13 protein-coding genes are annotated in these 15,275 nt (G+C 41.8%); 4 read left to right on the top strand and 9 right to left on the bottom strand.

What is annotated here, in order from left to right:
- Positions 1-3: 3 nt before the first annotated feature.
- The 9 genes from HDC92_RS18920 to HDC92_RS18880 form a co-directional block, all read right to left on the bottom strand.
- Positions 4-1,794, bottom strand: a complete 1,791-nt coding sequence (locus HDC92_RS18920) for a hypothetical protein (RefSeq protein WP_183876673.1) — start codon at positions 1,792-1,794, stop codon at positions 4-6.
- Between the two features lie 36 nt (positions 1,795-1,830).
- Positions 1,831-3,597, bottom strand: coding sequence for a hypothetical protein (locus tag HDC92_RS18915; protein WP_183876672.1), 1,767 nt, complete (start codon positions 3,595-3,597; stop codon positions 1,831-1,833).
- 49 nt (positions 3,598-3,646) lie between these two features.
- Complete coding sequence (locus HDC92_RS18910) at positions 3,647-4,411, bottom strand: DUF4249 family protein (protein WP_255484595.1); 765 nt, start codon at positions 4,409-4,411, stop codon at positions 3,647-3,649.
- Positions 4,412-4,484: 73 nt separating this feature from the next.
- On the bottom strand, positions 4,485-7,043 hold the full coding sequence (locus HDC92_RS18905; protein WP_183876670.1) for a TonB-dependent receptor: 2,559 nt from the start codon (positions 7,041-7,043) through the stop codon (positions 4,485-4,487).
- On the bottom strand, positions 7,024-8,019 hold the full coding sequence (locus HDC92_RS18900) for a FecR family protein (RefSeq protein ID WP_183876669.1): 996 nt from the start codon (positions 8,017-8,019) through the stop codon (positions 7,024-7,026). Before HDC92_RS18900 ends, HDC92_RS18905 begins: the two co-directional genes overlap by 20 nt.
- 10 nt (positions 8,020-8,029) lie before the next feature.
- Positions 8,030-8,638, bottom strand: coding sequence for an RNA polymerase sigma factor (locus HDC92_RS18895; RefSeq protein ID WP_012780432.1), 609 nt, complete (start codon positions 8,636-8,638; stop codon positions 8,030-8,032).
- An 8-nt stretch (positions 8,639-8,646) separates the two neighbouring features.
- Complete coding sequence (locus HDC92_RS18890) at positions 8,647-9,129, bottom strand: CHRD domain-containing protein (RefSeq protein WP_183876668.1); 483 nt, start codon at positions 9,127-9,129, stop codon at positions 8,647-8,649.
- A gap of 146 nt (positions 9,130-9,275) precedes the next feature.
- Positions 9,276-9,659: a sugar 3,4-ketoisomerase gene (locus HDC92_RS18885; RefSeq protein WP_012780430.1), complete on the bottom strand. Its 384-nt coding sequence runs from the start codon at positions 9,657-9,659 to the stop codon at positions 9,276-9,278.
- The gene (locus tag HDC92_RS18880; protein ID WP_183876667.1) at positions 9,643-10,650 is read right to left on the bottom strand and encodes a glycosyl transferase; all 1,008 of its coding nucleotides are present in this window, start codon (positions 10,648-10,650) and stop codon (positions 9,643-9,645) included. Before HDC92_RS18880 ends, HDC92_RS18885 begins: the two co-directional genes overlap by 17 nt.
- 196 nt (positions 10,651-10,846) lie before the next feature.
- Here HDC92_RS18880 and miaB point away from each other — a divergent pair, with 196 nt between their 5' ends.
- The 4 genes from miaB (at position 10,847) to HDC92_RS18860 (ending at position 15,262) form a co-directional block, all read left to right on the top strand.
- Positions 10,847-12,304, top strand: a complete 1,458-nt coding sequence (gene miaB, locus HDC92_RS18875; RefSeq protein WP_183876666.1) for a tRNA (N6-isopentenyl adenosine(37)-C2)-methylthiotransferase MiaB — start codon at positions 10,847-10,849, stop codon at positions 12,302-12,304.
- 77 nt (positions 12,305-12,381) lie between these two features.
- Positions 12,382-13,617, top strand: coding sequence for a sigma-54 interaction domain-containing protein (locus HDC92_RS18870; protein ID WP_183876665.1), 1,236 nt, complete (start codon positions 12,382-12,384; stop codon positions 13,615-13,617).
- Positions 13,618-13,619: 2 nt separating this feature from the next.
- Complete coding sequence (locus HDC92_RS18865) at positions 13,620-14,126, top strand: LptE family protein (protein WP_183876664.1); 507 nt, start codon at positions 13,620-13,622, stop codon at positions 14,124-14,126.
- A 29-nt stretch (positions 14,127-14,155) separates the two neighbouring features.
- The gene (locus HDC92_RS18860; RefSeq protein WP_183876663.1) at positions 14,156-15,262 is read left to right on the top strand and encodes a hypothetical protein; all 1,107 of its coding nucleotides are present in this window, start codon (positions 14,156-14,158) and stop codon (positions 15,260-15,262) included.
- The last annotated feature ends 13 nt before the right edge of the window (positions 15,263-15,275 follow it).

The raw sequence follows: 15,275 nt of genomic DNA, 5'->3' as shown, positions 1-15,275 counted from the left end.
CCTTTATTTATTTCCTTTTAAGCGTGCCGCTCTTCTTTTGATCCGCTCTTCCCTGTCCATCTTCATCTTTCCGAATTTAGCGATCTGATCCTTTACTTTTTTTTCTTTTTCAGGTGTAAGCCCTACACTGTATTTGACACCCTGAAAAAGAGTTTTCCAGATAAAGTTGAAAAAAGAAGCCGTTTTAACACGGGTATAACTTACCGGGGCACTCACAAATACACCTGCAGCATTGGGATTATCTGAATTCATAATCAGCGCATTGGCCAGGAAAGACATCAGTCCCTGTTTTACCAATCGGTCTTCCCCTTTTACGCGTTTAAGCAAAGCCACTGATAAATCATTATACGCAAATCTTACCTTACCTTTTGCCTGCTCATCGTTTGCATCGATATTAAATTCAAGCTTTTTAATGTCACCACTGTTCACCCTTACCATCCCCAGTGGTTTGGTCATGCGGTTCAGTGTCCTGCCATCCATATTAGAAAGTACGCCAGAATAAGAGAAAGCCCCGTCTGTAGCATTCAGGTTAAACTTAAAGTTCACTTCCAGTTTACCTGATCCCATTAAATAAGAAGTTAAGTCGGCCACCATCAGCGGATTTTTGGCCTTTGTCTTTTCAACATTGGTTACATTGGTAACCGTACCGGAGGTTTGTTCAAATGTGATGACCCCTTTATGTCCGCTGTTCGGGTTAAACTCGGCATAACTGATATCCACATTGCTTAGGTTTAATTTTTCTATGCAGAGCTGTCCGTTTAATTTTTGTAACAGCTGATGCGGGTCCTGCCCTGTTTTCACTGTCAGCTTTTTAGGGAAAGCGTTGTTGCTCAGCACCGACAGCGTTCCATTTGCAATATTCATTTCTTTTGCAAAAAGTTCCTGTTTTAAGATATACAGGGGCAAATCAATACCTGTTAAATTAATATTGCTCATCTGGATGCTATACCGCTCTTTTGCATTGCCGGCTGTATCAGCAAATTTCATTTCTTCATAACGCGGGCTGAGGTTAAAGCTTTTAATGTTTAGCTTGCCTGAAGAGGCAGAAAAATCGAGATGGTTGAGGTTCAGGTAGTATAAGCTATCTGGTGTAGCAAAATTGTAATTGTTTAAATTGATCAGTACATCTTTCAGCAGATAAAGCCGGCTTTTATCTGTAGCAGAATGGGCGTCTATCAGCCAGTCTTTCAGGGTTACGTTCAGATTGGCAACAGAATCTATTACCGGCCTGGCAGCATTGTTATCTACATATTTAAAACTCGCATTTTTAAATTCCACTGTCTGGATGCGGAGCTCTTTAAGGTATTTGGAGATATAATCATAAGGTGATTTTTTTGGTTGAGGGAGCTTATCTTCATTAAAGTCGAACTGCCTGTTGGTCATCACTACACAAGGATTATCAAACAGCAAAAGGTCGATGTTCAGCTTCTTATGGCGCCACATCCGGTAAGCGTGAAAATTTCTTACCGCAAGCTTTTTAAGCTTTATTTTATACAGGTTATTGGGTGCACGCTTTAGATTAATAAGCTTATGGTAGATATTGGTATCCGGACTGATCTTTACATCCTCCAGGGCAGATATACCGGTTAAAACATTGGTACTGATAGAAGAGAACTCTATGTGGTACAGGCTATCTGTTGATTTTACCACCAGTTCCTGAATTTCTGCAGTAAGAATGGGCTTAAGCTTGATACTAAGGTACCAGGTTATTGCCCCTAACATTAAGGCACTAAAAAGTATTGCCGCGGCAAACCATTTTAGTATCATGTATTTCTTGCTGACTTTCAAGACCATAGACAATAAGGTAGTTTAGCCTAATATACATTTTTATCAGTTTCTTTTTGCTTTTTTTTCCCGGCGTTCTTTTTTCTTGTCTTTTACTTTTTCCATCGCCTGTTCAGGCGTTTTTACCGGAACGGCCCCAATGCCCACAATTTCGCGCATACCTATAAAAAAGCTTTTCCACATCAGGTTAAAAAAAGAAGCTGCCGGCGTTCTTTGAAAAGTGACCTTTGCTGTCCGGGGCGCTTCGCCCTTTGAAGGATTGTCATTTTTTATCAATAAGCTATTGGCCAGGAAGGAAAGCAGGCCTTTTTTCTTGGCAGGCTCGCCATCTTCACCTTCCTTAAGCAGTTTGATCTTCAAATCCTTGTAAAGGAAATTTACCTTACCGGAAGAACCTTTTGCATTTGCATATATATCAAAAGCAGCGCTTTGCATCTGCCCGCTTTCAATCTCGACCAGGCCCATATCTTTGGCCATCGGGTTTAACACCTTCATATCCATCGGGCCTACATTTCCTTTGTAATGAAAGGCAGCATTTTTATCAGTCAGGTTAAAGTCTATCTGAACCGCTATTTTACTGGTCTTCATGACTAAGGCCTCCAGGTTGGCTATCGCATGGTTATTTTTAACCAGCTGCAGGGAATCGTTCGTAAGGTTCCGGATATTGCCAGCCAGGTTTTGAAAATAAACAGTCCCTCTTTTCTGACTGATGGGATTATATTCTGTATAAGCCACGTCGATATTGGTTAACTGCACTGTGTCTATACTTGCAGGTACCGAAAGACGTTTTAGCGCCATATGTGGGAAATTTCTCACTTTATCCAAGCCTGGTGGCGGTGGCATCTCCCTGTTTACAAAGATATTTACTTTTGCGGGGCCAATCTTCAAAGATTTTGCCCGGATGCTGCCCTCAGTATTCAGTCGGACAAGATCTACCCCTTCAAGACTGATCTTATTAAATTTAAGGTCGTAACGATCTTTGCCGTAAGTATATTTACGGGAGAATTGAAGATCCGTATACATAGGGATCATTTGAAAACCGGTAACCGAGATGGATTGATCTGCCGTGGAGCCCTTCACGGTATCTACCTTCATGGTATACATTTTATCTTTGCTTAAAGCCCGGTAACCGGTTAGTTCAAAACCGATGTCCTTTGCATAACAATAGCGGGTAGTATCAAATTGCGACAGGGAATCGAGCAGAAAATGCTTTACCTGAATACTTAAATGTTTAACAGAATGCATCTTTTTTGAACTTTCCCCATTGATGTAGTCAAAATCAGCATCAATAATCCTGATGGCTTTCACATCAACAGACCGGACACGGTTGGAAATCATTTCATACAGTGTTGGCGCTTCCTTTTCCAGTTCCGGCCTTTTTTTTACCTGGTAATGGATCATATTGATAGAGGGCTTTTCCAGTATTACCGCATTCATTTCGATCTTTCTTTTAAAGTAGGCTGTTAAAAGGGCAATCCTGTTTAACTGCAGTTTTTTCAGCTTTACCTGAAAAATATTTGCCGGGGCAAGGCCCAAGGCTTGCAGTTGACGATAAACGGCCGTGTCGGGGCTTAGCGACACTTCATGCAGTGCAGCACTTCCTGTAAGCAGGTTAAAGCTGATGTCATTAAAATCAAGCTTATACAGTTTATAACTACGGTTAACGACCGCATCTTTTAATTTCTGTGATAGGATGGGTTTCCATTTTGCATTCAGGTACAAAGCAGTTCCTGTTCCTGCAATAATGAGTACAGCTAAAATACCTGCTATCCATTTCCAAACTTTATTTTTTCCGGATTTATGATCTGTCATGCGATTAAATTATAAAATAATAACAACACCAGGGCCACAAAGTTTAAATCTACAGTTCTTTGGCCTTGTATCGCCTGGCATCCACATCACTTACAGAAAAATATCCCTGTGCATTGCCCGATATATTACCTTCCACATTAACCGGTACACTGGAAAATAACCCGCTCCAGTCGGTTTCCATAAATACAGAATATAGATACCGGGCATAATTTTCTGAAAGTGAGATCTTATAAATGGTGATAAAATCTTCCTGGCCTACTGTGAAGGTCCTTTTGAGGTTATTCAGCGGATACAGCGAATTTGGTGAGCCCAGAAGATGCGTATAGCTATAGTATTTGGTCTGATCAAATTTTGCAGGGTTCCACAAAGGGATATCCTGGTAAGCAATGAACCATTTGTTGGGATTAAGGTACCCAAATGTATGTTTAGGAATAGTTCCCTGTATGGTCTTATCGGCTTGCAGGTGGGTAGACAATGGTAAAAAATCGTCTACAATATTCACCACCTGCCTTAGTGTATCTACGGCTGTATAGGTTTTACCGTTGTATTTAATGGTTAAAGTATAGGCATTGTTATAGTTAGGGTCATTTCTGTTGGTGCCCTGATAAACCCCGGGTGTAGTAGTTTCCCTGAACACAATATCTGTTTTTCCATCATTCACCACCACAGAGGCTTTTACGATAGGTTTTGGTATAGAATCCGGATGCAAGGCCGGCTTGGTCAGCCTGATGTACTGCGCTGTGCCAAGGGTATTAAAACCTCCTTCAACTGCCAGGTCGTAAACCCTGCGGGGTTTTAAGAACGAATCATCCATCGCAATCTTTTTGCAACCGGCAAGAACCAGCAAACACAGCAGCACAGCCAAATAATTCCCGAAACCCTTCATATTAAATTTTAAAGCTATAGGCAACCCAGGGATAAAAACCGAACCCATATTCAATTGTACTTCCCTTCGACTCAAACGAAGAGGAGTTTAAATGGTAATATAAGGGATTTTTTCGGTTATATAAATTATATGCGCCTATTGAAATGGTATGCTGCAGGGAGCGGCGCCCCGATAAGTGGCTTTGTAAGCGATACTGGGCCGAAACATCCAGGCGGCTAAAATCGGGGAAACGGGAAGTATTTCTTCCTTCAAAAATCGGCACATTTAAGCCATCATGCTGATAATAGCCCACGGGCAGGGTAAGCGGTCTGCCGGTAGAATAGGTAAAGAACGACTGGACGGAGAGGCTGTTGTTAAACTCGTACCTAGCCGTTAGTTTTAGTTCATGGGGGATATCATAATTGGCTACAAACCGTTCTCCGAAATTAATATCGGAGATTTTCCGGTATACCCTGGAATAGCTGTAAGCTACAGTCCCTGAAAATTTACCTGCAGTTTTATTCATCTCCACTTCTACTCCATAAGCGTTGGATGTACCTGCCCTGAGCTGATCTCTCACTTCAGGATTCCTGATGATCTGCGCATGACCTATCAGGTCCAGCTGATTGTCCAGTTTCTTATAGTAAACACTGGTGGAAAAGAGATAATTGGCCGGAGAGTAGCGATAGCCCAGTGCAAAATGATTGGAGCGTTGCGGCTTGATATTTGCCGATGCCGGCACCCATGGTTCAAGTGAAGAAAAGGCCAGTGTACTGTTCTGGATCAGTTGCAGGTATTGATAATTGAGGTTATAAGTTACAAAAAAACGCTGGTTTGCTGTGGGGAGATAACTGATATTGATCCTTGGCTCTGGCTTAACAAAAAATTTATGGTCATACTTCTTCAGCCTGTTTCCCTCCCCATCAAAAATATTCCGCTTTTCTTCCGAATTCCTGAAAAAGCCAAGGCGGAGGCCATAATTCAGCTCGAACAACTTGCTCAGAGAAATCTGCTGGGAATAATAAAGTGCGGATTCAAACGATTTGTCTCGGGATATATTAAACTCAAAAGCTTCCTGATTGAACATTTCGCCGGGCGAGAACTGATGATAAATACCCGAGAGTCCAAACTTGATCTGATTTGAGGGCGTTCTGTAATAAGTATAATCGGCTTTCAGGGTAAGGTCTTTTACACCGGTACTCCACTGGCTTTTCTGCGACAGGGTATCGGCGTTCAAATCCAGGAGGTTGCTGTAATTGCTGTAAATGGCAGAAACATTTAAAAATACTCTTGAACTAAAAACATGGTTCCAGCGCAGTGTAGAAGTTAAATTTCCCCAGTCGTTTGTATATGAATTCTCTGAAAGCAGGTGATCCTTACCCAGGTATACTGAATAAAATACGCTGTTGTCTCTGTTTAGCTTATAATTTGCCTTGGCATTGATGTCGTAATAAACAGAGTTTGGGTTAAACAGTTTAAACTTACTGTGAAAAACATCCAGCAAGCTGCGGCGGTAGGCTACAATGAATGAGCCTTTGTCCTTTACAATTGGTCCTTCAACAGCCAACCTGGCCGACATCAGGTTAATGCCCCCATTTAAATGAAATTCCTTACTGTTTCCTTCGGCCATCCTGTTTACAATTACTGATGAAAGCCGTCCCCCATAGTTGGCTGGCATATAATCTCTGTAAACCTGTAAATTATTAACTGCATCGGCATTAAAAACAGAAACCAGTCCATACAAATGGGAAGGATTATACACAATGGCTTCATCCAGCAGGATCAGGTTCTGGTCGGCATTGCCACCCCTAACAAACAAGCCCGAGCTGCCTTCCGTTAGTGCTTTGATACCATTTTCCATTTGCAGCCGTTTCATTACGTCGGTCTCACCGGCATAATAAGGTGTATTGTTCAGTTGTTTTGCGGCAAAGTTCAGTTCATTCCGCAATATTGGATTGGGGGTAATGATGGATTGCCGGATAACCACTTCTTCCAGCTGACGTTCTTTAAGCAGCAATTCTATCTCTTCCTGCCGGTTTCCATTTAATTTAACGCGTTTTTCAAAATCCAGGTACCCGGGATTGGAAACCTTTATCAGGTAATCACCTTCGGGAACCGAAATAGAATAGAACCCATATTGATTGGTGTTTACCCCGACCTCCAGGGCCTGGATCTGCAGGGTTGCCCCCATCAGTTCTTCCCCGCTTGATTTATCGCGTACATGTCCGTGAATCGTCCATATTACCCCTTTTTTTGGGGCAATTACAATATCGTTCCCAATCTGGCTAAAAACCAGGTTGGTACCTGATAATATTTTTTCAAGGACAGTGCTTAAGGCTGTTTGTACAAAAAGCTGTTCAGGTATTTTTATGGATCGCAGCTGATCCGGGTCGAAGGCAAAGTTGTTCCTGGTTTTGAGCTCCAGCCTCAGCAGGTTTTTAATCAGCGAATCTGCTGGTAAACTTATCGTTACCTTACTTGCAAGCAGGTTCTTTTGTTGTGCAAACAGGCTTTGTCCGGATAATACAAATAAAAAAAGAACAGGTAAAAAAGATTGCTGTTTAATTATCCGATAAAACATAAGTGTCCTTTTCCTTTATTACTTTGCATTGCAAAGATGCGGAAATTACGGCAAGTGCACTATCTAAAGTTTGATAATGTAACCTTGCTGTTAACTTTCTATCTTTCAGCGCTCCTTTGATATCGATAGGGATCTGATATACCCTTTCCAGCTGCTCTGCAACCTGATCCACCGGAACTTCCTGAAAAACAAAATCCTTATCTACCCAGGCTTTATAGTTTACATTTAAATTATCGGCCGCAACCAGCATTTTTCTTTTTGTATCATATACACCAAGTTTTCCGGCAGTTAACAGGATTTCCCGGTTTAAATCCAGGTGCTTTAAAGCCACTTTTCCTTCTTCAACAACTACAGCTATTTTATCATCATTTCTGATCACATTAAAACTTGTGCCAATATCTTCGGCCTCAATGTCCCCTAAATCAACCCTGAAACGGGATGAAGTATGGCTTACCACATGAATAAATACTTCTCCGGTTAACAGTTCGAGCTTTCTGTCGCCTGCAAAATTATTTTTATTGTACCTTATTTTTGTTGCTGCATTGAGGTTTACTTCTGTGCCATCGGGCAAAACAATACGGGTTATTGCCGCATTGCCGGCGGTCGAGATCACCACATACCCGTTTTGTACTATAAAATAATACCCCAATCCACAAATAAGCAGCACAGCGGCCGCAACTTTATACCATATACTCTTATGGCGCAAGGGTTTAACCGCTGCAAAACGGTCATCCTCCAGCAGGGTTATTTTTTTATCCAGCGATTTCCAGGATTCCTGTGGGTCATATCCGTTTTTTTTGTACAGTTTATCCATACCTGTCTGTACATCTAGAAAATCCTGATAAGTTTTTTCATGGTCCACATCAGCGGTTCTCCATTGTTCCAGGAGCAGCTTATTTTCGGCTGTAATTGATCCATCCAGATCATCAATGATCAGGGCGTATATCAATTCTTCATTAGTTTCAAATTGCTTCATAAGGAGAGTTTTAAGGCGTTAAAATGTTTAAAAGCAGGAACAGCACAATTGCAATATGTTTTCGTTTCTCAAGCTGTTCCCTTAACTTTTGAAAACCGTAAGTGAGGTGATTTTTCACTGTTTTAATGGAGATGTTCATCTGTGTGGCAATCTCCTGTTGTTTCAGTTTCCCGAAACGGCTCAGGTACATCACTTGTCTGCATTTATCGGGCAGCAGTTCCAGTGCCTGTGCAAGGTCTTTAAGCAGTGCTTCCTCCCTATCCGTATCCGGTTCATCAGCAGTTTCTTTATCTACTATGGCCATATATACCTGCTGCTTTTCTGCCTGGACCTTCTCTTTTTTAATAAAGTTCAGGGATGAATTTACGATCGATTTAAACAAATAACTTTTCATTGAATGTTGAATATTTAACTGATCTGCTTTATTCCATATAGTTATAAACACATCATGAACAATCTCTTCTGCAATTTCTGCCTGGCCTACATAGCGGTAGGCCACAGCAAATAACTGCTGATAATATTTTTTATAGAGTACTTCAAACAGCTTTTTATCGCGCTGCACAATTGCGTTAACCAGCTTTTGATCTTCTTCATTAAGACGCGCATACTCCCTTTCCATTATTGCTCTTATTTTTGCTTTAGTGTAAGTATGCCCGAAATTTCAGGATTTAACGTTAAAGTGCCTATAGCAACAAACCATTGCCCTTTTAATAAATTACGTTCCTGTAAAGGACTCAATGTAAAGCCCCCCTTTATAGGCAATGAAGCCTCTTTTTCAGTGCTTTTTTTATAAATTTCCTGTATCAAAGTTCCAACCGACCCTTTAGCTCCGCTTCTAAGGGTGATGAGCTGCGGCACCAGATCTTTGTATTCCAAGGTATAGCTTAACGCTTTCGTACCTTCATCATAAGTACCTTTAAGTACTGCTGTACCTTCAGAATTGCTATTGGTGCCTTTTTTATCAATTCTTGCTGTTACTACATAAGTTCTGACAGGGGGTTTGATCTTCGTATCCGCTATACCGTCTATTTTTTTACAACCCAGTCCACACAACAGTATACACACCGCTATAACTTTCCATTCAAGTCCACCTGTTATATTTTTGCTCATCTTAGTATTTTAACCAGGACTAAAATACTAAATTCTAAGCTTTTTTTATGCCTAGTTAAAACAGACTGGTTAAACCTTTACCCAGAATGTGCACTGATATGGGTAAGGCCCCCTTTTAGCCTGGTCTTTAATGATGATGATCGTATTCATACTCTGCTGTATTGATAAACATAAGGTGTGCTGATGTAATCATTTGCGTCAAAATATTCTGAAGCCAATACCATTAAAATGGCATCTTCACTGAAATCGTACATGGTATGCCAGTCTTCCGGCCGGATGAGCAGACATTTGTCGGGCGAATCTAGCACAAAAGTGCATTCATCCCGGCCATTGTCGTTATAAATGGTACAATTACCACGAATACAAATGGCGGCCTGTATCGTTTTATGATGGCGGTGGCCACCGCGTTCAGAATCATCCACCCCGTAAATGTAAAAGATCCTTTTGATATCAAAAGGCACAGCCCTTTCGATAACGGTAAGGTTGCCACGCTTATCCGTAAATGTTTTTAAGTTAATTAAAGATGCCATATTGAAAAAAGCGTTTAGAATAATACTGTTTGTAAAAACCTTTGAGGAAGAATACCGCCCAGCGGCCAATCACCCGGTTGATCCATATTCCTTCTTCAGTTCTTTTGTATGCCCTTATATGTTCACCCAATGCTCCGATTGTCTTTTCTGCCTTTAGGAGTGCCAGCACATAAGGTTTGTAAATGTGCCTGATCTGATTTCTGTTCAGGGGATAGATCTCATTGGTTAACCTGTAACTGTTGTTCCAGGTATAGGCAAAGGCGTGATAATGGTAAAAAACGAGGTCAAAATTATTGTTGCTAAAAAACTCTGTCCCGCGTATTTTGCCTGCTACACGCTTAAAGGCATACTGCTGCACATTCCATGGCGCTACTCCACCACCAAGGTGTTTCAGTTCATGCACCCCCTTAAATCTTGCTGTCCAGTCGTCCAGGTATTTCTGATCACCAAATTTATTGTCTTCCATTCTGCAAAAACACCATTCCAGGCAGGCATCAACCCACCAGTTCAGCGCGGTCATGCCATCCAGGGTGTTCTTAAAAGTAAGGTATTGTACACAATAGACCCCGCTGGTTGCCGACTGGTCAAAGCATGGGGTAAACCTGTGTTTTGTAATCAGGACTGATTTATCCCCCATTTCATCATATAAAACCTTGGGATTGTTAAAAAACAACAGGTCTGCATCTACATAAGTGCAATGGTCAAGCTGGTAGGTTTCTATACAATACTTGATGGCAGATGAAGAACAGGTCCAGCAGTATTCTGTTGGTGTCCTGCCCATTTTTACAGCCAGCAGTGCTTCATTTTCGAAGTCCTTTAGCGCGATAACACTTGCATGACTTAGCTGAAGTGCCAGAAGTGCATCATAACAATCTTCATCAAACGCAACAATATACAGGTGAAAATCGTCGCAATGCTGCTCCAGTGAATTGTACATGGCCAGACCACGTGATAAATAAGCAGAATTAAATAAAGTGCAAAATTTAAGCATACACCAATAAATTAACCAAGTAAAAACCCTTTTTAATTATTCCTTTTGCTACAAGACAATGCTTTATTAAAAAAGTCCTATACGATTCAGAATTTTTAAAGGACCAGCTCAATTCTATTGTAATTAATATTTCTGCCAATTTGTCATTTATAAATATTATTCCGTATTTTTGAAGCCCCATAAAAGTTTAATATTTATGATTGATTTACAGCTGACAGATAAGAAACACGATGAAGCACGACAAGGAGAGGCTTTGGTTACAGCGGCACCTTTAGTGCGCAATGGCAGGAAGCTGTATATTGAAAGTTACGGTTGCCAGATGAATTTTGCGGACAGTGAAATTGTTGCGTCGATTTTATTAGACCAGGGATTTGAAACTACGGGCGACTATAAAGAAGCGGATGTGGTGTTCATTAATACCTGCTCAATCCGGGAAAACGCAGAACAAAGGGTACGCAACAGGCTGTCGCAGTTTGGCGCAGAGAAGCGCAGAAACCCAAAGCTTATTGTTGGGGTACTGGGCTGTATGGCCGAACGCCTGAAATCTAAATTTCTGGAAGAAGAAAAACTGGTGGATGTGGTGGTTGGCCCTGATGCTTACCGCGAACTTCCGCAATTGCTGAATGAAGTTGAAAGCGGTCATAAGGCCATTAATGTCCTTTTATCACGTGAGGAAACTTATGCAGACATCAGTCCGGTTCGCTTGAACGGAAATGGCATTACGGCCTTTATTTCAATTATGCGGGGTTGCGACAACATGTGTTCCTTTTGCGTGGTGCCTTTTACAAGGGGCCGTGAAAGAAGCCGTGACCCACACTCTATACTTGCCGAAGCGAAGGACTTATTTGACCGTGGTTATAAAGAAGTGACCCTGCTGGGACAGAATGTAGACTCTTACAAATGGAAGGGTGCCGCTACTGATGAAAACAGGGAAGCGCAGGAAATTGAAGTGAACTTTGCCCAGCTGCTGGAAAAAGTTGCACTGATCAGTCCTGAACTCCGGGTCAGGTTTTCTACCTCACACCCTAAAGACATTACAGACGAGGTGTTATACACCATTGCCAAATACGAAAACATTTGTAACTATATCCACCTGCCGGTACAATCGGGCAGTACACGGGTACTGGAACTGATGAACCGGACTTATACACGCGAATGGTACATCAACAGGATAGATGCCATCAGACAGATTATACCTGATTGTGCCATTTCTTCGGATATCATTGCCGGATTCTGTACGGAAACAGAAGAAGAACACCAGGAAACACTCAGTATCATGGACTATGTGGGCTATGATTTTGCCTTTACTTTCAGCTATTCGGAAAGACCAGGAACACTGGCCGCCAGAAAACTGGAGGACGACGTTCCTGAAGAAGTAAAAAAACGCAGGCTGGCAGAAATTTTAGCTAAACAACAGGAAACTTCTTTGTTCCGTTTGCAACAATTTGTTGGAAAAACTGTTAAGATTTTGGTAGAAGGCACCTCTAAAAAATCTGACAGGGATTTCTGTGGCAGAAATGATCAGAATGCAATGGTTGTTTTCCCTGCTACTGCAGGAATTGAAGCCGGGCAATATGTAAATGTGCATATTGACCGTTGTACATCTGCAACACTTCTTGGAACTGTAGTGGTACAAGAAGAGGCAGCAGTTTAATTAACCTCCGTCATTGCTTCGTTGCTGAAGCTTACCGCAATGACGGAACAAAAAACAAGGAAGAAAGTATATAATAAATGGATATACAGGACATTAAAAACCGTTTCGGGATTATAGGAGGCTCTCCGCTGCTGAACCGGGCAATAGATATAGCCAGACAGGTTGCACCAACCGATATGTCTGTATTGATTACGGGCGAAAGTGGTAGTGGTAAAGAGGTTTTCTCTCATATTATCCATCAGATGAGCACCCGGAAACATGGGGCATTTATTGCCGTAAACTGCGGTGCCATACCGGAAGGAACCATAGACTCGGAATTGTTTGGTCATGAAAAAGGTTCTTTTACCGGTGCTCATGAAGCCCGTAAGGGTTATTTTGAGGTGGCCAATGGAGGTACGATCTTTTTAGATGAAGTGGCAGAATTGCCATTAGGCACCCAGGCGCGTTTACTCAGGATATTAGAAAGTGGCGAATACCTGAGGGTAGGATCGTCAAAAGTACAAAAAACAGATGTACGGATCATTGCAGCCACCAACGTGGATGTATACAACAGGGTAAAATCGGGTAAGTTCCGTGAAGACCTTTACTACAGGCTAAACACAGTTCCTTTGCGGATCCCTGCACTGCATGAACGTAAAGAAGACATTTACCTACTGTTCAGAAAATTCTCGGCCGACTTTAGCGATAAGTATAGAAGTCCGGGTATACAGCTGGAGCCGGATGCCATACAGATGCTGAGCAATTACAGCTGGCCCGGAAACGTAAGGCAGCTGAAAAATATAGCCGAACAGATCTGCGTGCTTGAAAAAGACCGGAACGTAACCGCAGCGGCCCTGCTGAACTATATCCCTAATGAAAGCGGGAGCAATCTGCCAATGGCGATCAGCAATGGTGGCAGTAAAGATGATTTTTCTGAACGGGATATTCTTTACAAGGTGCTTTTTGACATGAAAAAGGACATGATGGAACTGAAAAAGCTGGTTGCTGAAATTATACAAAGCGGGGGCAATACCTCTCATGTGATTGCCGACAATCCACATTACATCAATCAGCTTTACCAGGATGTGGACCAGACAATGAACCATGAGGCGACCCTGACCATTAAAAACCCTTTACAAAACTCCCCCTCAGAATATAACTATACGCAGGATGCAGAGGAAGTTGAAGAATCATTGTCGCTGATTGACAAAGAATCTGACCTGATCAAAAAAGCTTTAAAAAAGCACAAAGGCAAGCGAAAATTTGCTGCACAGGAACTTGGCATTTCTGAACGCACTTTATATAGAAAAATTAAGGAACTGAACTTGAACTAGTGATGAAGAAATTATTGATACTTATGCTATTGCCTTTCGTTCTGGCTGGATGTAAAATATCTTTGAACGGCGCTTCCATTCCGGCTGAAATGAAAACAGTTAATGTGCTTGTTTTTGAAAACAATGCACCTTTGGTTGTCCCTTATTTAAGTTCACAGTTTACAGAAGAGCTGAAAACAAGGATCAGAAACCAGACCAGCCTGAGCATTACCCAGAATGATGCCCATGCCGTTTTTTCGGGCAACATTTCGGGTTACTCCATAAGCCCGGTTGCCATACAGGACAACAACGCACCAACAGCAGGCGCGAACAGGCTCAGCATCCGGGTAAATGTAAAATACACCAATAACCAGAACCCTAAACTAAGTTTTGAGGAGTCTTTTGAACGCTTCAAAGATTTTAAACTGCAGGGGCAAAGCTTACAGAGTATTGAACAGGGATTGATCAAAGATGTTACTGCACAGCTTACTGAGGATATTTTTAACCGGGCATTTGCCAATTGGAACTAATTTGGCGTTTCAATGATTAACTTAGCAACGTGGATCAGCAATTAGATATCAAACAACAACTGGCAGTATGGCTTGCGATGCCCGAAAAGGTAAGTGGGGAAGATGTGGGGCTGTTAAAAGATTTAACCTCGCGCTACCCTTATTTCCAGCCGCTGCATTTGTTGCTGGCCAAAGCAACACTTGAAGGTCCGGAACAAAACAACAACCTGGCCACCGCAGCCTTATACACCAATGGGCAGCTGCTCTATAATCTGCTTTATGCCCCCGAAGAATTGCTGCAAACCGATCTTCAGCCGGTACCTTTTGTTGACCTGGCAGGTATACAGCCGGAGCCGATTGATGTGGATGTGATTGATGAGGTGCCTGCTGAATCAGAAAATAAATTGAGCAATGCGGATGAACAGGAGGTTTTTGAAGAAATCGGAGAGGTAAACATTAAAGAATTTGGGCAAAATGATACCCCTTTAAAGCCGGAAGATGATTTTGTGATCGAAAACATTGTATCATCTGATTTCTTTGCTTTCCAGGATAATTTCACTGTAGAAGCCTCTGAAGAAGAAAGCCCGACACCTGTGACGGAACAGCAGACCGCACCGTTAAAACAGGAAGAGCCTGTGGTGATCAGCAAATATGATGATGATCAGCTGCCTTATACTTTTTTATGGTGGCTGGCCAAGACCAGGAAAGAGCATCAGCAGATCTTCCAGCCTTATGCCTCGCCAAAAAAAAAGGAAACTGAGGAGCCTGAGCAACATAACAGGCAACACAGGCCCAGTGAACTGCAACATCAGTATGTAGAACATATATTTCATATACAAAGTCCTTTTGAGGAAGAAGAAGGCTATACCACCGAAGGTTTCAGGAAGCCAACCAAGGGCGCTGAAATTATAGAAAGCTTTATTAAAAATGATCCGCAGATCAGCCCGCCAAAACCGGAGCAGATCGACAATGAGAACAAGGCCAAGAAAAGTGCAGAAGACCATAACGATCTGGTATCTGAAACCTTAGCTAAAATTTATATCGAGCAGATGCTTTATGACAAGGCAATTGAGACCTACGAAAAATTAAGTTTGAAGTTTCCAGAAAAAAGCCGTTACTTTGCCGACCTTATCCAATCTATAGAAAAGAAAATTTAACAACATAACATAT

The organism is Pedobacter sp. AK017, assembly GCF_014200825.1.
Classification (GTDB): domain Bacteria; phylum Bacteroidota; class Bacteroidia; order Sphingobacteriales; family Sphingobacteriaceae; genus Pedobacter; species Pedobacter heparinus.
This window is presented reverse-complemented; position numbering and strand designations above follow the sequence as displayed.

What these genes read in the sequence shown, in the direction of transcription:
- HDC92_RS18910 (WP_255484595.1), bottom strand. Translation starts at nt 4,411, where the DNA reads ATGGATGATTCGTTCTTAAAACCCCGCAGGGTTTACGACCTGGCAGTT.
- HDC92_RS18900 (WP_183876669.1), bottom strand. Translation starts at nt 8,019, where the DNA reads ATGAAGCAATTTGAAACTAATGAAGAATTGATATACGCCCTGATCATT.
- HDC92_RS18870 (WP_183876665.1), top strand. Translation starts at nt 12,382, where the DNA reads ATGGATATACAGGACATTAAAAACCGTTTCGGGATTATAGGAGGCTCT.
- HDC92_RS18895 (WP_012780432.1), bottom strand. Translation starts at nt 8,638, where the DNA reads ATGGAAAGGGAGTATGCGCGTCTTAATGAAGAAGATCAAAAGCTGGTT.
- HDC92_RS18880 (WP_183876667.1), bottom strand. Translation starts at nt 10,650, where the DNA reads ATGCTTAAATTTTGCACTTTATTTAATTCTGCTTATTTATCACGTGGT.
- HDC92_RS18890 (WP_183876668.1), bottom strand. Translation starts at nt 9,129, where the DNA reads ATGAGCAAAAATATAACAGGTGGACTTGAATGGAAAGTTATAGCGGTG.
- HDC92_RS18920 (WP_183876673.1), bottom strand. Translation starts at nt 1,794, where the DNA reads ATGGTCTTGAAAGTCAGCAAGAAATACATGATACTAAAATGGTTTGCC.
- miaB (WP_183876666.1), top strand. Translation starts at nt 10,847, where the DNA reads ATGATTGATTTACAGCTGACAGATAAGAAACACGATGAAGCACGACAA.
- HDC92_RS18865 (WP_183876664.1), top strand. Translation starts at nt 13,620, where the DNA reads ATGAAGAAATTATTGATACTTATGCTATTGCCTTTCGTTCTGGCTGGA.
- HDC92_RS18905 (WP_183876670.1), bottom strand. Translation starts at nt 7,043, where the DNA reads ATGTTTTATCGGATAATTAAACAGCAATCTTTTTTACCTGTTCTTTTT.
- HDC92_RS18915 (WP_183876672.1), bottom strand. Translation starts at nt 3,597, where the DNA reads ATGACAGATCATAAATCCGGAAAAAATAAAGTTTGGAAATGGATAGCA.
- HDC92_RS18885 (WP_012780430.1), bottom strand. Translation starts at nt 9,659, where the DNA reads ATGGCATCTTTAATTAACTTAAAAACATTTACGGATAAGCGTGGCAAC.